The 23,125-nt window shown below is 63.1% G+C and carries 18 protein-coding genes and 5 tRNA genes; 16 read left to right on the top strand and 7 right to left on the bottom strand.

Annotated features, from left to right (window positions below):
* Positions 1 to 59: 59 nt before the first annotated feature.
* From IE158_RS09985 to thrS, 3 genes are all read right to left on the bottom strand, one after another.
* Positions 60 to 548 carry an ArsR/SmtB family transcription factor gene (locus tag IE158_RS09985; RefSeq protein ID WP_189643555.1) on the bottom strand — a complete coding sequence of 163 codons (489 nt, stop codon included), beginning with the start codon at positions 546 to 548 and terminating at the stop codon, positions 60 to 62.
* Between the two features lie 326 nt (positions 549 to 874).
* Positions 875 to 949, bottom strand: a tRNA-Val gene (locus IE158_RS09980).
* A gap of 67 nt (positions 950 to 1,016) precedes the next feature.
* Positions 1,017 to 2,969 carry a threonine--tRNA ligase gene (thrS, locus tag IE158_RS09975; RefSeq protein ID WP_189643554.1) on the bottom strand — a complete coding sequence of 651 codons (1,953 nt, stop codon included), beginning with the start codon at positions 2,967 to 2,969 and terminating at the stop codon, positions 1,017 to 1,019.
* A 368-nt stretch (positions 2,970 to 3,337) separates the two neighbouring features.
* Here thrS and IE158_RS09970 point away from each other — a divergent pair.
* The 7 genes from IE158_RS09970 to IE158_RS09940 all read left to right on the top strand — a co-directional run bounded on the left by IE158_RS09970 (position 3,338) and on the right by IE158_RS09940 (position 7,607).
* A tRNA-Ser gene (locus IE158_RS09970) sits at positions 3,338 to 3,425 on the top strand.
* 34 nt (positions 3,426 to 3,459) lie between these two features.
* A tRNA-Ser gene (locus tag IE158_RS09965) sits at positions 3,460 to 3,547 on the top strand.
* A 5-nt stretch (positions 3,548 to 3,552) separates the two neighbouring features.
* A tRNA-Arg gene (locus IE158_RS09960) sits at positions 3,553 to 3,629 on the top strand.
* Positions 3,630 to 3,803: 174 nt separating this feature from the next.
* Positions 3,804 to 3,880: transfer RNA gene (locus tag IE158_RS09955), tRNA-Arg, on the top strand.
* 295 nt (positions 3,881 to 4,175) lie between these two features.
* A complete protein-coding gene (locus IE158_RS09950) occupies positions 4,176 to 4,451 on the top strand; it encodes a hypothetical protein (RefSeq protein WP_189643552.1) in 276 nt (91 codons plus the stop codon).
* A 131-nt stretch (positions 4,452 to 4,582) separates the two neighbouring features.
* The gene (locus IE158_RS09945; RefSeq protein ID WP_189643550.1) at positions 4,583 to 5,965 is read left to right on the top strand and encodes an MFS transporter; all 1,383 of its coding nucleotides are present in this window, start codon (positions 4,583 to 4,585) and stop codon (positions 5,963 to 5,965) included.
* A 166-nt stretch (positions 5,966 to 6,131) separates the two neighbouring features.
* Positions 6,132 to 7,607, top strand: a complete 1,476-nt coding sequence (locus tag IE158_RS09940) for a nicotinate phosphoribosyltransferase (protein WP_189643548.1) — start codon at positions 6,132 to 6,134, stop codon at positions 7,605 to 7,607.
* Between the two features lie 109 nt (positions 7,608 to 7,716).
* Here the strand turns inward: IE158_RS09940 and IE158_RS09935 are convergent, their stop codons facing one another.
* Together IE158_RS09935 and IE158_RS09930 are read right to left on the bottom strand one after the other, a co-directional pair.
* Entirely contained in the window at positions 7,717 to 8,742 is a 1,026-nt protein-coding gene (locus IE158_RS09935; RefSeq protein WP_229839050.1) for a homoserine dehydrogenase, read from the bottom strand.
* Between the two features lie 153 nt (positions 8,743 to 8,895).
* Positions 8,896 to 10,422, bottom strand: coding sequence for an amidohydrolase (locus IE158_RS09930; RefSeq protein ID WP_189643547.1), 1,527 nt, complete (start codon positions 10,420 to 10,422; stop codon positions 8,896 to 8,898).
* A 75-nt stretch (positions 10,423 to 10,497) separates the two neighbouring features.
* Between IE158_RS09930 and IE158_RS09925 the strand changes: the two genes are divergently transcribed.
* The 7 genes from IE158_RS09925 (at position 10,498) to IE158_RS09895 (ending at position 18,798) form a co-directional block, all read left to right on the top strand.
* On the top strand, positions 10,498 to 11,535 hold the full coding sequence (locus IE158_RS09925) for an AfsR/SARP family transcriptional regulator (protein ID WP_189643545.1): 1,038 nt from the start codon (positions 10,498 to 10,500) through the stop codon (positions 11,533 to 11,535).
* 172 nt (positions 11,536 to 11,707) lie between these two features.
* Entirely contained in the window at positions 11,708 to 11,890 is a 183-nt protein-coding gene (locus tag IE158_RS09920) for a hypothetical protein (protein WP_189643543.1), read from the top strand.
* Between the two features lie 173 nt (positions 11,891 to 12,063).
* Entirely contained in the window at positions 12,064 to 14,742 is a 2,679-nt protein-coding gene (gene alaS, locus IE158_RS09915) for an alanine--tRNA ligase (RefSeq protein WP_189643541.1), read from the top strand.
* Between the two features lie 444 nt (positions 14,743 to 15,186).
* Positions 15,187 to 16,839, top strand: coding sequence for a GGDEF domain-containing protein (locus IE158_RS09910; RefSeq protein WP_229839049.1), 1,653 nt, complete (start codon positions 15,187 to 15,189; stop codon positions 16,837 to 16,839).
* A gap of 158 nt (positions 16,840 to 16,997) precedes the next feature.
* Positions 16,998 to 17,753 (top strand): sulfite exporter TauE/SafE family protein, encoded by a 756-nt coding sequence (locus IE158_RS09905; RefSeq protein WP_189643537.1) that lies wholly within the window; start codon positions 16,998 to 17,000, stop codon positions 17,751 to 17,753.
* Between the two features lie 92 nt (positions 17,754 to 17,845).
* Positions 17,846 to 18,202, top strand: a complete 357-nt coding sequence (gene panD / locus IE158_RS09900; protein WP_189643535.1) for an aspartate 1-decarboxylase — start codon at positions 17,846 to 17,848, stop codon at positions 18,200 to 18,202.
* A gap of 53 nt (positions 18,203 to 18,255) precedes the next feature.
* Positions 18,256 to 18,798, top strand: a complete 543-nt coding sequence (locus IE158_RS09895; protein ID WP_189643534.1) for a c-type cytochrome — start codon at positions 18,256 to 18,258, stop codon at positions 18,796 to 18,798.
* 85 nt (positions 18,799 to 18,883) lie between these two features.
* Here the strand turns inward: IE158_RS09895 and IE158_RS09890 are convergent, their stop codons facing one another.
* The gene (locus IE158_RS09890) at positions 18,884 to 19,684 is read right to left on the bottom strand and encodes a helical backbone metal receptor (RefSeq protein ID WP_189643533.1); all 801 of its coding nucleotides are present in this window, start codon (positions 19,682 to 19,684) and stop codon (positions 18,884 to 18,886) included.
* A 126-nt stretch (positions 19,685 to 19,810) separates the two neighbouring features.
* Between IE158_RS09890 and IE158_RS09885 the strand changes: the two genes are divergently transcribed.
* Together IE158_RS09885 and IE158_RS09880 are read left to right on the top strand one after the other, a co-directional pair.
* Positions 19,811 to 21,166, top strand: a complete 1,356-nt coding sequence (locus tag IE158_RS09885; RefSeq protein ID WP_189643532.1) for an HD-GYP domain-containing protein — start codon at positions 19,811 to 19,813, stop codon at positions 21,164 to 21,166.
* On the top strand, positions 21,163 to 22,065 hold the full coding sequence (locus IE158_RS09880) for a toxic anion resistance protein (RefSeq protein ID WP_189643531.1): 903 nt from the start codon (positions 21,163 to 21,165) through the stop codon (positions 22,063 to 22,065). Before IE158_RS09885 ends, IE158_RS09880 begins: the two co-directional genes overlap by 4 nt.
* Before the next feature lie 12 nt (positions 22,066 to 22,077).
* Here the strand turns inward: IE158_RS09880 and IE158_RS09875 are convergent, their stop codons facing one another.
* Positions 22,078 to 23,037 carry a GNAT family N-acetyltransferase gene (locus IE158_RS09875; protein WP_189643530.1) on the bottom strand — a complete coding sequence of 320 codons (960 nt, stop codon included), beginning with the start codon at positions 23,035 to 23,037 and terminating at the stop codon, positions 22,078 to 22,080.
* Between the last annotated feature and the right edge of the window lie 88 nt (positions 23,038 to 23,125).

Raw genomic sequence — 23,125 nt, 5'->3', positions numbered from 1 at the left:
TCGTCTTCAGGAGTCAGTTGGGGGTCAAGTCGTCTGATGACTTAGTCTACACCCGGAAGCTACTTAGAATCTCCTTCTAATGTTTCATCGGCTTTTAGATCTACAACCAGAGTACCTTTCTGAAGAGTGACCAGCAAGCTTGGTCCTGTAGCTCCAACACCTCCCTTCCCAATCAGGTTCTCCATTAAATATTTCCCAAATGTTTCTTGCCGCTCCATCATCTGACCAAGAATCAATTCATCAAGTGTTGCACTTGAAGTATTAGAAAAAGGAAGTTCATAGCTCTTCGCCGTCATTGCGTAGCGTTTTATCGGCTTTCCAGGCCGTCGCTCCTCACTTACGACTTTTACCAGACCAATGGCCTCTAGTTGTTTAACACGATAATAAACTCTATCCATAGATAAATTGAGATCATCTACAAGCTCTTTCAGAGAGTGAGGTCGAGTAAGCAGTCTCTTAATAACATCCTTATAGTCCGAACTGAGCAGTATACGACACTGCTCCGGTGTAGCGATGGCCACGTCCGAACTTGTGAGAGAAGGTTCCATGACAAGTAGGTTACTTGGGATACTCTGTTCACGGATGAACTGCTTGTCCCAGCAGCCTGACAACTGCACTTGGACAAGACATGAGCTAGACCAATATCAAAGGAGGGATAGAATGGTACCGACCATCATCGTTTCAATTGGCAGCTAAGCACTTTTCCAACCTCAGCACATATAAAACGTGTGCTGAGGTTTTCTAATTTTTGCCCAATGTACCCCTATCGGCAACCTTTTACTCGCTGGAGGGGCGGAATTTTTCTGCCTCAAGATTGATACCCCAAACACCAGAGATCAGACAGCAAAAACCCCCGCTCCAGGCGGGGTGTTTGTGGTGGATGATGAGGGATTTGAACCCCCGACCCTTCGCTTGTAAGGCGAACGCTCTACCGCTGAGCTAATCATCCGCTCAAAAGCTCAACCAGTGTAAGGGGCGGCCCGGATTCTGTCAATTCTCCGGGCCACGCGCCTCAATTACCGGCGGTTCTGGTAGCGGTCCAGCAGCTCCGCCTTCAGGTCGGCAAACGCCACGCCTTTGCGCTCTTGGTGGCCTTCGGGGGTGCGCTCACGCACACTCACAGCCTGAGCCTCCTGCTCCTTGTCGCCCACAATCAGCATGACGGGAATCTTTTTCAGCTCAGCGTCGCGCACTTTGGCATTCATACGGTCGCTGCCGGTGTCCACTTCAGCGCGCAGACCGGCGGCCACCAGTTCGGCCCGCAGCTGCTCGGCATACTCATTGTGGCGGTCAGCAATGGGAATGAGCATGACTTGGCGTGGTGCCAGCCAGAAGGGGAAGTTGCCGGCAGTGTTCTCGATCAGGAAGGCCGTCATGCGCTCCATGGTGGAAATCACCCCACGGTGAATCATCACCGGACGCTGGCGCGAGCCGTCCTCGGCCACATACTCCAGATCAAACTTCTGCGGCAGCAAAAAGTCCAGCTGCGCCGTGCTGATGGTTTCGTCTTTGCCCAGGGCACTGCGCACCTGCACATCCAACTTGGGGCCATAGAAGGCCGCGTCGCCGGGCGACTCGTAGTAGTCCACGCCTAGGTCGGCCAGCGCTTCACGCAGCTGCGCCTCGGCGGTGTCCCACATCTGGTCGTCTTGGTAGTACTTCTCGGTATCGCCAGGGTCACGCAGCGAGAGGCGGTAGCTGTAATGCTCGAAGCCCAACACCTCGTACACCTCCTGAATCATGCGTACCACGGCCTTAAATTCTTCCTGAATCTGGTCAGGGCGGCAGAAGATGTGGGCGTCGTTCAGCGTCATGCTGCGGACCCGCGATAAGCCAGTCAGCTGGCCGCTTTGCTCATAGCGGTACATGGTGCCCAACTCAGCAATCTTGAGGGGGAGTTCACGGTAGGAGTGCGGCTTGTGGGCGTAGATCTGGATGTGATGCGGGCAGTTCATGGGGCGCAGCACCAGTTCTTCTTGGTCCAGATACATGATGGGGAACATGTCCTCTTGGTAGTGATCCCAGTGGCCGCTGATCTTATACAGCTCCGACTTCGCCAGTGCCGGCGAGTACACATGCTGGTAGCCGTTTTTTAGCTCTACATCCACAATAAAGCGTTCCAGCTCACGGCGAATGGTTGCGCCTGACGGCAGCCAGATAGGCAGGCCCGGCCCAATCACGTCACTGGTAAAGAACAGCTCCAGCTCTTTACCCAGGCGGCGGTGGTCGCGGCGCTTGGCTTCTTCAAGCAGGTTCAGGTAGTCCTCTAGCTCCTTTTGCGTGGCAAAGGCCACCCCATAGATGCGCTGCAAGATGGGGTTGTTCTCGTTGCCGCGCCAGTAGGCCCCGGAGGTACTCATCAACTTAAAGGCAGTGGGCAAGCGGCCAGTATTCGGAAAGTGTGGGCCACGGCACAGGTCGGTGTAATCGCCCTGGGTATACAGCGTGACGGCTTCGCCTTCGGGCAGACCTTCAATCAACTCAGCCTTATAAGGATCGTGGGCAAACACGTCCAGCGCCTCGGCGCGGCTCACCTCGCGGCGCGAGAATTCCAGTTTGCGCCCGATAATGTCGCGCATCAGCCGCTCAATTTCGGGCAAGTCATCTTCGCTGAGTGGCTCAGGCAGATCGAAATCCTGATACCAACCGTTCTCGATGGCCGGGCCTACGCCGCGTTTGATCTGATCATCCCCGTAGCCTTTGGCGCGGTAAAACTCGCCCACGGCCTGACTCATCACGTGACCCAGCGAGTGGCGGAAGAGGGCCGCTGCGTCGCCGGGGTTCTTCTTGGTGATCAGGCTGAGCCGTGCGCCGTCTGACAAAGGCGTCATCAGGTCGGTCAGCTCGCCATTGGCGGTTGCCGCGACAGCGTCACCAGCCAGGCGCTCAGAAATCTGCCGGGCCACATCCAGAGCCGTGGCTCCTTGGGGAAGGTCAAGTTGTTTGCCGTCAGGAAGGATAATGTGCATAGGTTCTCCAGAAGAATCCAAAAGAAGTGGTCAGGAACAAGGAAAGCGTGGCCCGCCGCAAAGAAGCCGCCTGAAAGCCGGGGAAAACAGGCTCTCAGGCGCAGGAAGTTCGGGTCAGACCACGCATGGCAGCATCACCTTGGCCGTGCCTGACCGGGCCACGCATGGGGTCAGGAAAGGGGCCTCGGGACATGGGCCCATGATACCCACTCGCTGCCCCATGCGGCAATACGGCCCCAGCACGCAGTACCCAGCCAAATGTGAGCCGATTTGACAAGATGCGGCGCTGGTCCCTATACTTCCTTTCGCGCTTGAGAAGCGGCCCCGCCCGAAAGGGTTTTCCGCACACGCTCTGCACATGAGCAAACGGGGGGTTGGCCGAGTGGTTGAAGGCAGCAGTCTTGAAAACTGCAGTAGGGCAACCTACCGGGGGTTCGAATCCCTCACCCTCCGCCAACTGGCGATTAGGGGCACAAGCGCCGCACAATTTGGGGAGGTGGGTGAGTGGCTGAAACCGCACCCCTGCTAAGGGTGTATACCGCAAGGTATCGAGGGTTCGAATCCCTCCCTCTCCGCCACGTGCGTACCCATAGCTCAGCTGGATAGAGCGTCTGACTACGGATCAGAAGGTCGGGGGTTCGAATCCTCCTGGGTACACCATCAAAAACCTCACCCAACCGGGTGGGGTTTTCTCTTTGTCTACCTTGCCATTAACCTTTGGCGCTTCGCACCTGCTGTCCGCTTGCACTTTTGTGGAGTGCCCGGTATACTCCCTTCCTGCCTGAGCACTGAGTCCAAGCACCAAGCCAAGCAGTGATAGCCCATCTCAATAATGTACCCATAGCTCAGCTGGATAGAGCGTCTGACTACGGATCAGAAGGTCGGGAGTTCGAATCTTCCTGGGTACACCATCAAAAACCTCACCCAACCGGGTGGGGTTTCTTCTCTTTTCTAGTCCGCTACTCCGGCTCACTCCACTTTTGCCTCAGTACACTGGCCTATGCGCTTTTACAGTTTGTGTGCTTGCTTTGCTCCTCAGCTGTACACCGGCACCACCAGCCGACTTGCCAGCGGGCAGTGCGAGTGGATCGGCAGCCCTGACCACGTTCCCGCCCATCAAGGACGCCGACCTACGGAGTCATCGCCCTGCCGGAAATACAGTGCTCAGGCACACTGAGTTCGGAAGACACGCTGAACCGGGGAGAAGTGACCTGGCTGTATGAAAATGTCACCTGTGATGATCTGCACTGTGGGACGCTCGTCTACCGCACCGCCGAGCTGCCGCAGGGGCGTGAGGTGACTCCTGGCTTTTGGCAGGAAGCAAACCGGGTCATTCTCAAGTTGGACAATGCGGCGGACGCACTGCGCGAAGAAGGCCGGCAGCGCTACGGCGAGGAGCTGTCTATTTCGTCACCCTGTACTTTGACGCACAGCCGGGCATTCCTGCAAAGAACGCAGGGAAGAAATATTCCATTCTCCTGACGGGCCTGTACTGAGGCGCCTCTGTCCGAATGGGCACCCAGCACAACCACACCAGGCAGCTCGTGAAGTTACTCACGAAGTAGCAATGTTCCCATGATGACATTGGGGGCATTTGCCCCGTATCATGAGGCATGACAAACATTTCACAAGCGCCTGGCGGGAGTGCTGTCTCCCCGTCTCTGAGCGTAGATGACGCCATTGACCGTATCGGGATGGGTAACTTTCAGTGGAAGCTGCTGGCCATCTGCGGGCTGACCTGGGCCGCCGACGCGATGGAAGTGCTGCTGATGGGCTTCGCCATGCCCGGCATCAGTGCCGAATTTGGACTACAAAAAGGCTCACCGGAAATGACTTGGCTGCTGACAGCGACTTTTGCCGGAATGTTCGTGGGCGCAGCTTTTTGGGGATACATGGCGGACCGGATCGGGCGGCGCAGTGTCTTTCTGACGACGGTGGCTCTGGGCGTCGTGTTTGGGGTGGCTGGAGCCTTTGCGCCTACAGTGACCCTGCTGATGGTGGCCCGTTTCCTAACCGGATTTGCTATCGGCGGCACCCTGCCGGTGGACTACGCCATGATGGCTGAATTCGTGCCAACCGCCTGGCGCGGGCGCTTCTTGGTATATCTGGAAAGCTTCTGGGCCGTGGGCACCATCGTCGTGGCTGGGCTGGCCTGGTTCCTCAGCACGCAGCTGCCGCCGCAGGAGGCCTGGCGCTGGCTGCTGGGTCTGGCAGCGCTGCCAGGCCTAATTGGTTTGCTGGCCCGCTTCGGCATTCCCGATTCGCCCCGGCACCTGCTGCTGCGCGGTCAGGAGGGACAGGCCCGCGCCGCTGTAGAAAAGGTGGCGCAGGCCAACGGTGAGCCGCAGGCACTCAGTGGACAGGAACTTGCCCCTCCAGTCACCACGGCCCGCGTCACCCCCGCAGACCTGCTGCGCGGCGCGCTGGGAAAGCGAACTGTCCTGCTTGGCATCGTGTGGTTCGGTCTCTCACTGGGGTATTACGGCATCTTCAGCTGGCTGCCCAGCTTCCTCAAAGCGGGCGGCATGGACCTGGGCGCGGTCTACCGCACCACGCTGTTGCTGGCGCTGGCGCAGCTGCCTGGCTACGCCCTGGCCGCCTACCTGGTGGACCGCATTGGACGCCGGGCCACGGTGAGCGGCTTTCTGGCACTGGGCGCGGTGGGAGCCTACCTGTTCTTGTCAGCAGGCACTCCGCAGAGCGTCCTCGCTACCTCCGCGCTGCTGTCCTTCGCGCTGCTGGGTGCTTGGGGCGCAGTGTATGCCTACACGCCAGAGCTCTTTCCCACGCGGCTGCGCTCCACCGGCATGGGCCTGATGAGCAGCATGGCCCGCGCCGCCAGCCTGATTTCGCCCAGCGTAGGAGCCATGCTGCTGACCGGCAACCTGAGCATTGCGCTGACGGTTTTTGCCCTGTGCTTTGCCATTGCTGCGGCCAGCGCCTGGGCGATTGGGGTAGAGACACGGGGACAGCAGCTGGACGACGTGGTGGCCTGAACGTGGCTGCCCCAGGGGCGAGGCTGGCCTAAAGCTGGCCGCCTGCCCCGGCTCTGCGCTACGGTAAAGCTCTTGCCGGAATCACTTTGGCCGGTGTCACTCTTCACTCTGGCCGGTGTCCCTCTCCCCCCTCATTTCTTCTTTGTTCTGGCCCCTGGAGGCTCCTATGAATCCCGTGACACCTACCCAGCAGCGCGACCTGGTCTGCTCCACGCCGCTTTTTACCGACCTGTACCAGCTGACCATGATGCAGGGCTATTTCCTTGAGGGCATGCACGACCAGGAAGCCACGTTTGACCTGTACTACCGCAAGCAGCCTTACAGCGGCGGCTTTGCGGTGTGGGCTGGGCTGGAACCCGCGCTGGATTACCTTGAGCACCTCAGCTTTAGCCCAGCAGACCTGGATTACCTGGCGGCGCTGGACCTGTTCCGTCCCGAGTTCCTGGCGGCGCTGAGAGACTGGCGCTTTTCCGGCACGGTGACTGCTTTCCGCGAAGGCCGCATCGTGTTTCCGCATGTGCCGCTGCTAAGTGTCACAGCGCCTCTATGGGAAGCCCAACTGGTCGAGACGGCGCTGCTCAATACCCTCAATTTCCAGACCCTGGTGGCGACCAAAGCGGCCCGCTGCGTGATTTCGGCCCTGAGCAGTCCGTACGGCGGCGAAGTGGTGGAGTTTGGTGCTCGCCGCGCCCAGGGCCCCAACGGTGCTCTGAGTGCCGCCCGCGCCGCTTTTGTGGGCGGGGCTACTGCCACCTCCAACGTGGAAGCGGGCCTGCGCTACGGCCTGCCGCTGTCAGGCACGCACGCGCACGCCTGGGTGCAGAGCTTTGGCAGCGAGCTGGAAGCGTTCCGCGCCTATGCCAGTGCTTACCCGGACAGCACCGTGCTGCTGCTCGATACGGTAGACACCCTCAAAAGCGGCCTGGTTAATGCCCTGACCGTGGCCCGCGAACTGCGCGCCAAAGGCCACGAACTGCGCGGCGTGCGCCTGGACAGCGGTGACCTGGTGTACCTGAGCCGCCGGGTGCGGGCGGCACTGGACGAAGCCGGCTTCCCAGACGTGAAAATCATCGCTTCCAATGACCTGGATGAGCAGGTGATTGCCTCGGTGATTGCCGAAGGCGGACGCATTGATGTGTACGGTGTTGGCACCCAGCTGGCGACGGCTGGCGGCGATGGCGGCGGCGCACTGGGCGGCGTGTACAAGCTGGCCGCCCTGAACGGCGAGCCCAAGATGAAGTTGACCGGCGACCCCATCAAGAGCAATGTTCCAGGTGTAAAACGCGTCTGGCGTGGCCGTGACCGCGAAGGCATCCTCACTTTTGACGTGATGACGCTGGGAGGGCAGCCCAAAGAGGGCGACCTGGTCAGCGACCCGACCAACCCGCTCAAGCACACGCACTTGCCTGCCCTGGAGTGGGAAGATGTCCGCGAAGTGGTCATGCGTGATGGTCAGCGCGTGCATCCTGCCGACGACCTACCCACCATACAGGCCCGTGCGCGCACCGAGGCGCTTCAGCTGCAAGAAGGCACGCTGCGCCTGCTGAACCCGCACCACTACAAGGTCAGCATCGGTCAGGACGTGTCCGACCTGCGTGACCAGACGGTGCGCAATATCCGGGCCGACCGGGTCGGGGGCTAAGAGTAAAGCAGGAGGTACAGAAGGCTTAGCAGGTCAGCTTCAGCCCCCTCCCAGGGGGCCGTTGCCGTGAGGCAACCGGGGGTGTCCACCAGCCGCTTGCTGCCCGGCTTCAGCCCTCTACGCCGTGCAGCGGCACATGGCCCGGAAAGCCGATCAGCCAGTCCAGCAGGTCGCCCACCATCGCGGAGGCTGTGACCATACCGCCTGCGCCACCGCCCGCGAAGAACAGCGGGCCGCACTCTTCGCCTTCGTATACCATCGCGTTGCGGCTGGCCCCAGCGGTACACAGGGCATGGTCGGCGGGGAGTGCCTGCGGGGACACGCTGGCGTGCCAGCCCTCCCCTTCGCGGCGCAGCTCAGCCACCAGCTTGTAGCGTTTACCGCGCTCGGCGGCGGCGCGCACCAGCTCAGGTGTCAGCCCTTCAATGCCCTGCACCTCTATCTGGCTGTAGGCAAAGTCGCCGCCCACGCAAAAGCGGGCCAGCACCGCCAGCTTGTGGGCACTGTCAAAGCCGCCCACATCCAGGGTAGGGGGATCCTCGGCGTAGCCCAGCGCCTGCGCTTCCGCCAGGGCTGCCGCATAGGTGTGGCCTTCTTCCATACGGGTCAGGATGAAGTTGCAGGTGCCGTTGACCACCGCTTGCAGGCGCTGAAAGGTACTGGCCCGCAGCACGGTACTCATGGGGCCGATGACTGGGGTCCCGGCCATGACACTGGCCTCGTAGTACAGCTGTCCGGCCAGGGCATAGGGCCGCAGTTCGTCCCAGCATTCGGCCAGCAGGGCCTTGTTGGCGGTGATGACAGGGCGACCTGAGCGCAGGTAAGGCCGCAGCAGCTCCAGCGGGCGAACGGTGCCGCCCATCACCTCCACCACCACCGAGCACTCATTGAGAAAGTCTGGCGATTCGGTCAGCGGGGTGCCAGCGGGCACGTCGCGGGGCCGGGCGGCGTCGCGCACCAATACGCCGACCACACGAATCCGCACGCCCATGTCCTCAAAAACGGAGCTGCGGCGGTCCAGAAGCTGCAAGAAAGCGGTGCCCACGCTGCCGCAGCCCAGCAGCCCCAGGGTAATCTCGCGCACCGGAACCTGGTGCTGGGCGTGCAGTGGTTGGCTAGGGGTCGGACTTGGCATGGCCCAGCTTAAAGCAGTTCTCCCGGTTAAGCCACGCGGGAGAGCGCACCCTGCATGACCCGCTTTTGTGTCCTGTGGCCGCTCTGCCTTCGCTCTGCGCTGCCGCTTTATGCCGCGCTTTTTCCATCTGGACAGATTCGCCAGGAAACGCCCCTACAGCACCAGCGCCTGCGCCGCGCCGCCCAGCCGGTCCCAGAGGGTAAATGCAGCGCGGCCGCCAGGGCGAATCCAGCCCTCGTCGGCCCAGCCCGCTGCCAGGGCCGGGCCCCGCGTGTGTGCCCACAGCACCTGCTCAGGCGTCAGGGCTTCGCCGGGAGCCAGCGGCGCGCCACGGTCCCCGCTGCGGGTCACACTGGCCGCGAAGTTGACTGGAGCGCTGGGCGGCGTGACCGGAGCGTCACTGCCAAACGCCAGCACCGCGCCGTGCTCCAGCAGGCTGCGGCTGGCAAAGCTGAGGGCCTCGCGGTGCGGCACCAAGTCCCGAATCAGCGCGGCGTCGGCTGGCAGGTGCGAAGGCTGCAAGCTGGCGACCACGCCCCGGAAGCGCGGCAGGTCCTCGGGGCGCAGGTGCTGGGCGTGCTCAATCCGCAGTGGCAGCCCCCGGGCATCGGCCAGCGGACGCAGCTGGTCGTACACGTTCAGCACCTCGGTATTGGCGCGGTCCCCGATGGCGTGCGTGACGGGCACCAGCCCCAGCTCCAGGGCGCGGCGACCACGTTCCAGAATCAGCTCCGGCGGGTCTAGGGCGATGCCCGTACCCGATCCATCAGCGAAGCCCGGCGCGTGCAGCCAGGCGGTGCGGCTGCCCAGCGCCCCATCTGCGAAGAACTTGACCCCTCCCCACTGAAACATGCCACCTCCCCCATTGCCGCCAATCCCCAGACGCTCAGCCGAGTCAAGTTCGCTGTGGGGCAAGCAGGCCCACACGCGCACGCCCAGTTCGCCCCGGCGGTCCAGCTCTTGCAGGGCCAGCGCCGCCTGTGGTGACTCGTACGCCATGGTGTGTGTGCTGACAAACCCGCGTGCCCGCAGGTCATCCGCCCCGGCCCGCGCCGCCGCCAGATAGGCCACCGCGTCCGGCTCAGGGATGACGCGGCTGACCAGGCCGCAGGCATGCTCCAGCAAGCAGCCCAGGCCACTCGAATCCGGTCCGGCGACACGTGAGCGCACAATCTGGCCGCCTTCTGGGTCAGGCGTGCCAGCGTGAATGCCAGCCAGCTCCAGGGCGCGGCTGTTCACCCAGAGCAGGTGCAGGTCTCGTGAATACAGCGCCACCGGATGCTCAGGGCTGACCGCGTCCAGATCAGCCGCACTGGGGTAGTCGCTCAGGCCCAGCTCCGAGAGCAGGAATCCGCCGCCCTGAATCCACTCGCCGCTCGGCGTGCGGGCCACCCGCTCGGCCAGTCGCCGCTGCACTTCCGCTACGGAGCGGGTACCGTGCAGGTTCAGCTGCGAGAGGGTAAAGCCGTAGGTCGCCAGATGGGTATGGGCGTCGCACAGGCCGGGGGTGAGCACCAGGTCCCGGTGGTCAAGCACCTGTGCCTGCGGAGCCTGGGCGCTCAGCTCGGCGCGGCGACCCACCGCCAGTATCCGCCCGGCACCGACCAGCACCGCTTCCGCCGCTGAGGTTCCGGGAGTCTGCGTCAGCACCTGGGCCAGAATCAGTTGCAGTGTGGACATGCTTTACCTTAACGCAGCCGCGCACGCAGGCAGGACATGAGCCGCCGCTGAAAAACGGCTGCTACACTGGGTGTCATGCCCAAAATCCTGGTCGTGGATGACGACGCCGCTATTCTCAAACTGATCTCTGTCATCTTGACCCGCTCGGGTCACGACGTACGGACAGCCAGCCACCCCGTCGAGGCGCTGGACTTGATGAAGGTCTTTGTACCGGACCTGGTGATCAGCGACGTGGTCATGCCGTACATGACTGGCCTGGATTTTCTGGAAAAGATGCGCGAGGACGAAAAGCTGGCGCGGGTGCCTTTTATGCTGCTGTCGAGCCACGCCGAGCGGGCCGATGTCCGCCGGGGCATGAACCTGGGGGCCGACGACTACCTGCCCAAGCCATTTACGCCCGCCGACCTGAACGGGGCTGTGGAGGCCCGTCTGCGCCGCGCTGGCATGACCCTACAGGGCGAGAGCGGCCTCAAGGCCACCGCGCTAGGCAGCGCCCAGGTCACGCAGGACGGCGAAGTGGTGTCGTGGGTGTCCCGCAAAGCGCTGGAACTGTTTTTCTTTTTGCTGGAAAATGGCGAAGTCACCTCCTGGGAAGCGGCAGAAGCGCTGTGGCCCGAAAAAGACGAGTCGCGCGCCAGCAGTCTCTTTCACACCACACTGCACCGCCTGCGCAAATCGCTGGGCAGTGACGCCGTGACCAGCACCAATCGCCGCTACAGCCTGTCGGATGAAATTCGCCCTGAGTACGATGTGCAGCGCTTTGAGTTGCTGGCGGCTCAGGCTGAGCAGGGCAAGCTGGGCCTGGAAGAACTGCGCGAGGTGGTCGGCCTGTACGGCGAGTACCTGCCGGGCAGCGACGGCCCCTGGATTGACGATGTACGCGCCCGGCTCGAAGGTCTACAACTGAGCGTGCTGGACAGTGCCGCGACCGCCGCGCAGCAAGCGGGCAGCCACAAGGAGATGGCCGGCTACTTGCAGCGTGCGCTGAGCATTGACCCGATGGGCGACAAGCACTGGGACCAGTTGGCTGCCTCCATGCAGGCCCTCAGCGACGAATCCCGCGCCCGGCAAGCCCGCGAACGTGAGATGTGGTGGGACAGCGACTTCGGCTGAGCCTGCACCGAGACTGGGCTGAGATAAGGCCGAGACTGGCCTGCGCCTGAGAATGCAAGTGGATTGGCATAGGCAGTCCCCAATAAAGACGGGGGCCGCTTCTTGCTCCGTGACTTCCTGCTGGGCTTGCCGGAGACCGTATACCGGTTTTTAGTGTCCTGTACACTGCCCTATGCCTATTGGACCGATGGAATGGATCATGATCGCCGTGCTGCTTGGCCTGCCCGTGCTAGGCATTACAGCACTGGTCATGCTGCTGCGCCGCGCCCGCCAGAGCGACAGCCCCAGCGAACAGGCCCGTATCCGCGAACTGGAAGCCAGAATTCAGGAGCTGGAAAGGCAAGGTCGCCGCTAGCTGAGCTTGCCTGATACCCAAGCATGCGTTCGGCCAGTTCAGCCAACGCCCAGACAGAGCAATGCCTTGATCTGGCCACTGCCTGGTCCAAACATGGGCAGCCCGAAGCGGAGTACCCCCAGAGCCGAATCGCCCAAAGCCAGGCCACGCTGCGGGCCGCTATACTCGCGGTTATGACCGCGCCAGAGTCCTCTCCTGCTTCCCCGTCTGCTCGGCACCTCACCACAGCGGACATTCGCCGCAAATTCCTGGAATTTTTTCAGAGCAAAGAACACCTGATCCTGCCGGGTCACCCGGTGGTGGCTCCCGACCCTACTACCATGTTCACGGTGGCCGGGATGCAGCAGTTCAAGCCCCAGTTCATGGGCGCACCAGCGGTATTCAACGAAGGCGCCAGCAAGCGCGTGACCACCGCCCAAAAGTGCGTACGGATGGACGACATCGAGAACGTGGGCCGCACCCGGCGTCACCTCAGCCTGTTCGAGATGATGGGCAACTTCAGCTTTGGGGACTACTTCAAGCGCGACACCATTGCCTGGGCCTGGGAATTTCTGACCAGCCCGGAGTGGATGGGCTTCGAGCCAGAGCGGATGTACGTGACCATCTACGTGGACGACGACGAAGCGTTCCGCTACTGGACCGAAGACCACGGCCTGCCCGCTGACCACATCCACCGCTTTGGTGCCGATGAGAACTTCTGGCCCGCTGACGCGCCCCTCAAAGGCCCCAACGGTCCCTGCGGCCCGTGCAGCGAGATTTACTACGACCGTGGCCCCAAGTACGGCGACGACACCTGGGCCGAGTACGCCGACACCCGCGAGAGCGCCCGCTTTCTGGAAGTGTGGAACCTGGTCTTTCCAGAGTTCGACCGTCAGGGCCTGGACGAGAACGGCGAGCCGATTCTGGCCCCGCTGCCCTTCAAAAACATTGATACCGGCATGGGCCTGGAGCGTGTCGCCAGCGTGGTGCAGGATGTCCCGGACTTTTATACCAACGACATCTTTGCTCCGATCATCGGAAAGATTGCCGAGCTGAGTGGCCGCCCCTACGAGGGCGAACAGAGCGTGTCGCACCGCGTGATTGCCGAGCACGCCCGCTCGGTGAGCATGGTGATTGCCGACGGCGTGGCCCTGAGCAACACCGGGCGCGGCTACGTGGTGCGCAAGGTGCTGCGCCGCGCTTCCCGGCACGCGTACTTGCTGGGCCTGAACGAACCCAGCATCTACCAGTTGGTGCCGCTGGTGGTCGAGAAAATGAAAGACGGCTATCCGGAGCTGGTGGCCGAGCAGGAACGGATACAAGCCGCCATCAAGGCCGAAGAAGAGCGCTTCTTGCGGACCCTGGAAGGCGGCATTCAGCGCCTGAGTGGCCTGCTGGAAGACCTGGGCCGTGAGAAGGTGCTGAGCGGCGAAGACGCGTTTACTCTGTATGACACCTACGGCTTTCCGCTGGACCTGACCCAGGAAATTGCCGCCGAGCACGGCGTAGAGGTGGACGTCACCGGCTACGAGCTGGCCCTGGAACGCGCCCAGGAAACCGCCCGCGCAGGCAGCCGCTTCGGCAAGTCCGAGCTGTTCGACGCCGGGGCCGAAGCGGTGCAGAACCTGCCCCAGACCGAGTTCGTGGGCTACGACCAACTGGACGCCGAAGGCGACGTGCTGGCCGTGCTGGAGGGCGAGACCGCTGGGCACAAAACCGTGGTGCTCAGCCGCACCCCCTTCTATGCTGAAGGCGGCGGCGAAGTGGGCGACACCGGCAGGCTGGAGTGGAGCGGCGGCGAAGGCCGGGTGCTGGACACCCGCCGGGTCGGCGGCGTCTTTCTGCACGAAGTCGAAGTGCTGAGTGGCGAGCTGAGCCAGGGCCAGAGCGTGCGCGGCGTGGTCGGCCCAGAGCGCGCCGCCATTCAGCGCCACCACACCGCCACCCACCTGCTGCACGCCGCTCTGCGGGCCGTGCTGGGGAGCGGGGTGCGGCAAGCCGGTTCACTGGTGGCCCCAGGCCGTTTGCGCTTTGACTTTACCCACACGGCGGCCCTGAGCCAGGAGGAACTGGCCGCCGTGGAAAGCCTGGTCAGCCGCTGGGTCAGTGCCAACTTCCCAGTGAGCTGGCAAGAGATGCCGATTGACGAGGCCAAGGCGGCGGGCGCTACTGCCCTCTTTGGCGAAAAATACGGCGACACCGTGCGTGTGGTGCGGGTTGAGGGTGACGTGGACTACTCCGGCCAAGCTGTATCCAGCATGGAACTGTGCGGCGGGGCGCATGTGCGCCGGACCGGTGACATCGGCGCATTTGTGCTGCTGAGCGACGAGAACGTAGCGGCGGGCGTGCGCCGCATCGAGGCGCTGGCCGGAGAAGCGGCGACGGCGTGGGTCCGCGAGCGCCTGAGCGCTTCTGCCAAAGCCGCTGCGCTCCTGAACACCAGCCCTGAGAGCCTGGAAGACCGCATTGCGGGCCTGCAGGGTCAACTGAAAGCCAGCGAGAAAGAAGTGGCGAACGTGAAACGCCAACTGGCCGAAGCGCAGATGGGCGGAGGCGGCAGCGCCGACACCCGCGAACTGGGCGGGTTCCAGGTCGCCAGCCTGAAGCTCAGCGGAATTGAGGGCGGCGAGCTGCGCGGCGCAGCGGACCGACTGCTGGAACAGAGCGGAGCCGACATCGTGGTCATCGCTTCCGACAAGGGCCTGGTCGTCAAAGCCACCAAGGATGCGGTAGCGAAAGGGGCACACGCCGGTCAGCTGGTCGGCAAGTTGGCTGCGGCTGGCGGCGGCAAAGGCGGTGGCCGCCCCGATATGGCGCAGGCAGGCATTACAGACGCAGCAGGCGCACTGGGAGCGCTGGAAACAGCTTTCTAGAGCAGCCAGACAACAAGCAGAGGTTCAGCGTTCAGAAGCTGGGGAGTGACACCCCCAGCTTTTTCGTAATTGATAGGGCTGGAAACGTGAGAAATTTAGAGCAGTTCTCCGAATTACGCTATGCCTAGAACCCCACTCCACATAGCTCCATTCTCCGTCCTGCTCTTTGTTTTGCACTCACTCCGTTCGCCAAAAAGACAAAGGGTCTTTTTGTCAAATGCTCTAGTGAGTTTGTCCAGTAGAAGTGGACACTCCCCTTCAGCGGTGAGGACTGAAAAATAGACCCCAGTCTGCCGATTTTTGCCGGGCCAGTGCAAAATTTTTCACTTTTCGCCAGATATGTCGTTTGCCTACAACAATGTAATTGGCGCATATATGTTCGTAACTTTCCTAATATTTCTGCCCTATGTTAAAGGCCGTATGAAGGAGAAAGCACAGTCAAAGATGCGGGCTGACCGGCTGGTCGCGGTTGGGCGCTGGCTGTGTGGCCGGTCTATGCAGCAGGCTTATCGCTGCACGCGGCTGGCGATAGAAGAGGCCGAGCGCGAAGGCGAAGCGGGAAGGCGAGCACTGGCCCATGCCTTCAATCTGATGGGCAATATCGAGATTGACCTGGGTCAGCCGGGGGCAGCACGGGTCAGTTTTCGCCGTGCCCGTGAGGAGGCCGTGCGTACAGGGGACACCGAAGTGCAGTTCAAGGTGGCCAACAACATGGCCCTCCTGCACCACACCGCTGGCGAGTGGCACAGCGCCACGCAGCAGTTTCTGCTGGCTCAGGAGCTCAGCCGCCAAGAAGGAATGCAGGTGCCGGAAGTTCTGCTCAGCATGCTTCAGATCAATCTGGCCAACCTGCATCTGGACTGGGGCGATCCTGAGCGGACCCTGCACCTGATTGATGCCTATCACTTGCAGAACCATCCAGAAGCACAGGTGCGTGCCCAAGCCCAGTTGGCACAGGGCATGGCCCATCTGTTCCTCGCCGAACAAAGCGAGCGGCTCGGACGCAGCGAGGAGCAGGCGGCGCACCTTCAGCAAGCAGCGCAGATGTTGGAGCAAACCTATGTGCTCCCCCCCACCGAGCTCTTCTACCACAACACCCGCTGCGCCCTTGAAGCGCGGCTCCTGGCGCACCAAGGCAAGTATGACGAGGCCATCTCCCTGCTTTCACAGCGCTTGGAGCACCTGACGGAACAGTACATGGACGGCGAGATTGACCTGCACCTGTGGCTGGGCAAGCTGCTGCTCAAGCGGCCCAGTGACTGTGCTGCGCAGCGCCGCACCGCTCAACTCGAAGCCGAAGAACACATCAACACCGCCCTAGAATTGATGGACCGCTGGGGTAAGCACCACCTGCGAGTAGAAGCCCTAGAACTCCTGGCTGGGCTGTATGAGGCGCAGGAGCGGCTTGCTGAGGCGCTGAATCTCATGCGGCAGGTAGCCGCAGAACTGCGTGGGCAGGCCGTTGATCCTATGGGATTCACCGGCCTGTTTCATCCCACGGACGACCTGCTGGCCGAAGGCAGCGTGCAGGCCGAGTGGAAACAGCGCGTACAGCTGGCCGAAGGCATGGCCCGCCGCGACGCCCTGACCGGCATCAGCAACCGCCGGGGAGCAGATGAGATCCTGCCTGGGCTGCTGCACCAGCTGCGGGCCCCGACCCAGTCGCTGCACCTGATGCTGATTGATCTGGACCACTTCAAGCAGATCAACGACAATCACTCACACGTGGTCGGCGACAGGGTGCTTCGGTGCCTGGCACAGCTGCTACCAGAAGTGGCCGGTCTGGACGCCCTGACCGCCCGCTACGGCGGCGAGGAGTTTCTGGTGGCGCTGTCCGGTGTCCACAACGAGGAAGCGCGCCGGGTGGCCGAGCGAATTCGGCTGCGGACCATGCAGCTGAACTGGGATATTCCCGGACTCCGGATCACCGTGAGTGTAGGTCTGACCCGCGCCGTGCCACATGACACGGTCAGCTCCTTGATCGCCCGCGCCGACGAAGCGCTTTACCGGGCCAAGAACAGCGGACGGAACCGGGTGGTTGAGCTGCCGCCCAGCGTGCCGGTAGCTGCCCGCTCTGTAGCAGCAGAACATGCTTAGAGCAGTCGGAATTTGGCAAAGACGTGAACAGGACCAGGAGCGGGGATAAAGCGGGAAAAACCACTTCTATCACGCCTCATAGCCTGGCAAGGCTGCACCGCAGAGACCAGCTCTCAATCCTGGCGGCGTGAGGCAGCGTACGCGCTAGCATTGCTGCCATGACACTGACCTTCGCCGCCCTCCTCATTGGTCTGCTGGCTGGCGTGCTGGGGGCCATTTTGGGACTGGGCGGGGGTGTGGTGGTGGTGCCTGCCCTGGGAGCGGTGTCAGAGGCGCTGGGGCAGCCGCTCCCGATTGCCGCCACCATCGCCGTGAGTCAGGTGGGAGTACTGGCGGTAGGCCTGAGTGGCGCAGCGGGTTACCTTCAGCGGGGGCTGGTGCAGGCACGCACGGGCTACTTGTATGCTCCGCTGACCATCGCAGGCGGGGTGATCGGTAGTCTGCTGGGGTTGGTGCTGCCCGCGCAGGCCGTCGCCACCGCTTTTGCAGCACTGCTGCTGTACTCGGCCTACCGGCTGCTGCGCAGTGGCCCCCGCGCCGAGGAACGCCGCCCGCAGAGCCGCTGGGCAGCACCTGGCATGGGCTTTGCGGGAGTCATGAGCGGACTGCTGGGCATCGGCGGGGGCACGGTACAGGTGCCCATCATGAACCTGTTGGGGGGGCTGCCGCTGCGCGAGGCCATCGCCACGTCCACATTCATCATGGGGCTGACGGCAGTCGCCAACACGCTGATTTATCAGGCGGGGGGCCTGCTTGACCCCGCTCTGGCCTGCGCCGTTGCCCTGGGCGTGCTGCTGGGCGCACGTGCTGGAGCCGGTCTACAGGAGCGCATTCCCACGGCGCAGCTCAAGGGGGGATTTGCCGGCTTGCTGCTGCTCACGGCGGCGCAGCTGCTGTGGAAGTACTGGAGCTGACTGCTTGGCCGCACGCAGCGGCCCCCAGAAGCTTCAGCTTGGTTCAAGGCGGCGGCGCATTTGGCGTCCTCCACTCGCCTATACTTGCGCCCGTGGAAAGAATTATGTTCCGGGCCAAGATTCACCGCGCAACCGTCACCCAGGCTGACTTGGATTACGTGGGCAGCGTGACCATTGACCAGGACCTGCTGGACGCCGCCGACATCCTCCCCAATGAGAAGGTGGAGATCTGGAACATCACCAACGGCAACCGCCTGTATACCTACGCCCTGAGTGGCGCACGCGGCAGCGGCGTGATCGGGATCAACGGCGCAGCGGCCCATCTGGTGCAGCCGGGCGACCTGGTGATTCTTGCGGCGTTCGGCAACTTCAGCGAGGAAGAAGCCCGCACGCTGGAACCCCGTGTGGTCCTGGTAGACGAGAAAAACCGGTTGCTTGAGCAGCGCTGAGAGCAGGCTTTTTGGCCCTGTCTCCCGCATGACCGTGTGGTAAGGTGGTAGGAATGAAAAGTACGTATGCATTGGCTATGACGGCATTGTTGCTGCTGGGAATCGGTGGCTCAGTGGTCGGATACCGAGCAGCGGTGAACAAGGTGGCCGCCCACGAAGCTCACGCTGAAGCTGGCACTGAAGACCACAGCGCGGAAGACCACGGTGCAGAAGGTGCGGCAGCTGGCGCAGCTGCAGGCTCAGCTTCTGCCCCAGCTGCCGCAGAGGGCACTGCCCAGCCTGCAACTGAAGGCAGCACCTCCCAGGAGGGCAACGATGCCCATGCTGCAGCCGCTGCAACGGGCGACCCCGCAGCTGGCAAGCAGGTCTTCGCTTCTAGTTGCGCCGGTTGCCACGGGGCTGAAGGTCAAGGAGCCCTTGGCCCTGCCATGACGGCCAACGCGGTTGGTTGGGCACAGCCCGAATTCGTAAAGGCTGTGCGTGAAGGCGTCTCACCGCATGGAGAGCTGGCGGCCACCATGCCCCGCTTCGGCGAAGCCCAGGTCTCTGAAGGCGACCTGAACAACATCTACGCCTGGGTTCAGTCGCTCAAGTAATCGCCACAAGTCAGCGCCATTTGTCTCAGCCGCTCATCCCACGGGTGAGCGGTTGTCATTTGGAGCCTTGCCTGCCTCCGCTGCGCTAGCGCTCAGGGACTGGCAGGGCCGCCAGCGCCGCCCCGAGAGCCTGCATACCTTCTTGCAGACGTGGGCCGGGCCGACCCAGACCACTTTCAGGAATGCACACCACCTCCGCGCCCAGGCCACGGGCTTCCATCACTTCAGGGCGCAGCTTCTTCACGCCGCACCATGAACAGGTCATCAAGTCAGGGGCAGCGGCCTGGACCTCTTCCAGAGTCAAAGGACTGCTGCGGCCCGCCCGCTCAGCAAAGGCGTTCTGGGCTCCCAGGTCCTGCAACATATGGGTCACCCACGAGTCACGGGTCGCGGCGATGATGGGCCGGGGCCACCATTCCACCATCACGCGGGGGGGGCGGGGCCAGGCTGCCAGCGCCCGGCGGCTCCCACGTGCGGCCGTTTCCAGGCCAGCCAGAAACCGCTCAGCTTCCTGCTCGCCGCGCTGCGGGCACCCTACCGCCTGCGCCACCTGCCGGATATCCGAAGCGATGTCCTGGGGCGAAATAGGGTCCAGCACCAAGACTGGAAGTCCAGCTTCCCTTACCGCCTGCACCACCCGTTCCAGGCCGGGCACACTCAGGCTGGCCAGCACCAGGTCAGGGCGGGCCTGGACCAGCTTAGGTATATCAATGTCCTGATCGGGGCCCAGCCGCACTGCGCTTTCCAGACCAGGACTGTCTGAATGGCTGTCTACCGCCACCACCTGACCGAGCAGGCCCAACACTTGCAGGATTTCGGTGTTGCTGCACACCAGCGAAGCCAGCCGGAGCGGGCCAGGAGTGCCCAGCGTCTGAGTTGAGACCATACACTCAGTCTAGAGGGAGGCCTGGCCTAGCGGGGCACAGCGCCTAAAGAAACAGCGCCTAAAGAAGACGCGAACAGGCGAAAGCAGCCAGCGCCCTGCAAGAGACGCGGTGCTACACTAAGCGCCGTGCTCGCACAAGTTCTTCCCCTACTCACCGCCCTGCTGGCCGTCGGGGTGTTGGGGTACGCTGCAGTAGAGGCGAATCAGGCACTGATGGCTGCTTCGGCTGTGCTGCTGGCTGCCCTGACCACTTCGCTCACCGGCCCTATCCGCTGGGCAGCGCTGCTGGCTTATCCAGCTGCCTTTTTGGCCTACATCGTGCTGTTTCCCAAGCAGCTGGTAGCCCAGGACCTGCTGACCGCCACGCTGGTCTTGGCGGGCTTATTCCTGATCATTTACCGCGATCAGCTGAATGTCAGCGACCTGCGCTGGCAACGCCGGACCGTCCAGGCCCTGCGGAGCGGCAGTGAGCGGCTGGCCCAGGCCCAAACAGCCGAGCAGGTGACAGAAGCGGGCGCAGAAATGATTCACCAACTGGGGCTGGCCCCCAACCTGGCGTATCTGGCTTACCGGGGAGGCAGTCCACAGATTCTGGCGGCCCGTGGGGCGTTCGTGCCGTTTATGGGGCAACCCATTTTTCCCAGCCACAATGACAGCCGCTCGGTACAGGCCGACCACTGGGTCGTGGAAGAAGCGCTCGTGCGGCTGCCACGTGACCAGCGCACCCGCTTTCTGGCCGTGCCGGTCAACAACCGCGACACCCAGCACCTGGGCACGATTGTGCTGGCGCGGCCCGGTAACGCCGAATTTCACCCGGACAATGTGGGTGTGCTTCAGTCATTTACGCGCTTGCTGGGCGCACAGCTGGGCCAGTTCGCCGCCATTGACGAACTGAGTGAGGCGCGTGACCTCAGCCTCAAAGCGCTGGGCGGCACGCTTGAACAGCGCGACGACGAAACGGGCGGGCACACTGGCCGCGTGGTGGACCTCAGCCTGCGCCTGGGCCATGCCCTGGGCTTCAGCGAATCCAAGATGACGGCCCTGCGCTGGGGAGCCTACCTGCACGACCTGGGCAAAATCGCTATTCCGGACGCCATCTTGCACAAGCCGGGCCTGCTGACCCCATCGGAGCGCAAAGTGATGGAGTCGCACACCAAAATCGGCTACGATCTGCTGCAAAACCTGCACTTTCTGCCGACGGAAACGCTGGACCTGGTGCGCTATCACCATGAGAAATGGAACGGCGGCGGCTACCCCGCAGGACTGCGCGGCTATGAGATTCCCGAAACGGCCCGCGTCTTTTGCATCGTGGATGTCTATGACGCCCTCACCAGCGAGCGCCCCTACAAGGAAGCCTGGAGTCAGCAGCGTGCCCTACAGGAACTGCGGGACCAAGCAGGCAAGCATTTTGACCCTCACTACGTGGATGTATTCCTGCGGATGCTCCGGGAAGAGGGAGCAGACAGCCTGCTAGAACAGTGAGCAGCGGACTGTCGCCCACTGGCCTGACCCCCGAGGAACAAGCACAGCTCCGGGCGCAGGCGCAGCGGCTGGCAACTGACCTGGCCCTGCTTCCACACCACAGCCCCGAATTCCGCAGGCAGGTGGCCGCTGTGCAGGCGCTGGGCGGGCGAGCGCAGGCCCAAGCAGCGAGACTGGGCCGTGCGCTGCCCACAGCCGGGAGCAATCACGCGCCGCCCCTGAGCGAGTTGCGGCAGCTCATGGCCCGCTTGCAGCCTGCCCAACCTGGACTGCTGGCCCGGCTTCTGGGCCGCCGCCCTACGGCGCTCACCTCACAGGAATATGCCCAGGTCGCTGCCCAGAGCACGCCACTATTGGAAGGGCTGTACCGCAGCCAGGACGCCCTGCGGCGGCAGCAAGCTGCGCTGAGCGAGGAGCAGCAGCAGCTTGCGGGCAGCCAAGCCGAACTGGAACGCGCTCTGGCCCTGACCACCGAGGTAGAGCACCTGCTGAGTGCCAGCCTGCCCGACCTGGAAGCCCGGCAACCACTGCACGCCGCAGCGGTGCAGAGCGAAGTGCTGTACCTCGTGCGGGAGCGGCGCACCGACCTGAACACCGCGCTGGCAACCACCGCCCAGGCGCAGCTGGCCCTGGAGGTGGCCCGCAGACAGGCCGCCGAGCTGGACACGCAGTTGGAGCGAAGTGCAGCTGGTGTGGTCCTGGCGCTGAAGCTGGCCCGCCGGGCAGTGCAGGCGGCAGAGCTGCGCTCGGCGGCGGCGCAGGCCAGCGAACAACTCCAAGGGGCCCAGCAACGCATGGAAGGCGCGGCCAGCTTGGATGACCTGAATGCTGCGCTGGCCCAGGCCTACGCCTCCCTAGACGACCTCGAACGGCTGGAAGGACAGGCCCGTTCCTTCTAACCGCTGGCCTTGCTAGACCCTGCGCCGCAGCAACACGGTTGCCGGGTTCGGCACAAATCCCAGTGCCCGGTTGACTGCCAGCATGGGAGCATTGCGCTGATGGTTCACCGTGTCTACCGAGTGGTAGCCGCGTTCCCGCGCTGCCCGCAGGGCCGCCAGCTTGAGGGCATAGGCCACTCCTCTCCCCTGCCACGCGGGCTCTACTCCGGTCAGCCCAGTACGTAGCGCACCTGAAGCCTCGGCGAACAGCTCGGTCAGCCCCACCCACTCGCCTGCCGGAGACACCGCCACAAAGACAAGCGTGGGGTCGTAGCGGTCAGCGGCGCGTTCTCGCCACACCTCGAAGGACCAGGGGCGGTAACTGACAACGCCCGGCACAGCCGCCAGCCGTGAGACGACCAGGGCATACAGCCGCCGCTGCGCCGCCTCCGACTGGGCAAACTCACCCCAGCCTGCCTCCAGCGTGGCCTGTTCCAAGGGCAGGATATGGACCCCTGCCGCCTGTACCGCTGCTTCCCTGTCCGCGAACTTCCCAACATCCAAGCAGGCCAGGTCCAAGCGGCTGCTGAACGTGCGGTCATATTCAGCAAAGCCTGCCTTCAGATGGGCCGCCAGTTCAGGCCGGTCCTCCCGGACGCGGGCAATAAGCGCGGCGGCATTCAGCTCACGCGCTTGCCGGTGGCCCAAGTCCAGCAGCCGGGGCAGCAGCTCAGGCTGCGGCGTGCCGACCCGCAGTTGCAACCAACCGGGATGATTCTCGGCGCGGGGGGTTTCCAGTTCCAGCACACCTACCCGCTGCTCCTCACTGCCGCACACCCAGAACCGCTGAACCACTTCATCCACCGTGCGCAGCCGGTCACGCTCAGCCAGCTCGGCAGCGGTACGCGGACTGTCTGGCCGCCAGCAGCTAAACGCCTCAGCCCAGGCCGGGAGGTCCGGTGGGGTGAGGGGATGCAGGGTCAGTGATTTCATACGCCAGTCTGCCCCAATCCGCGCCGGAATCCTTACGCCAAGTGGCCTACGTACCCCTTGGCCCCAGTTACCATGTTCAGAACAGCAG

The organism is Deinococcus piscis (assembly GCF_014653275.1).
Classification (GTDB): Bacteria; Deinococcota; Deinococci; order Deinococcales; family Deinococcaceae; genus Deinococcus; species Deinococcus piscis.
The sequence above is the reverse complement of the archived record's forward strand: the minus strand, read 5'-3'. Positions and strand labels throughout refer to the sequence as shown.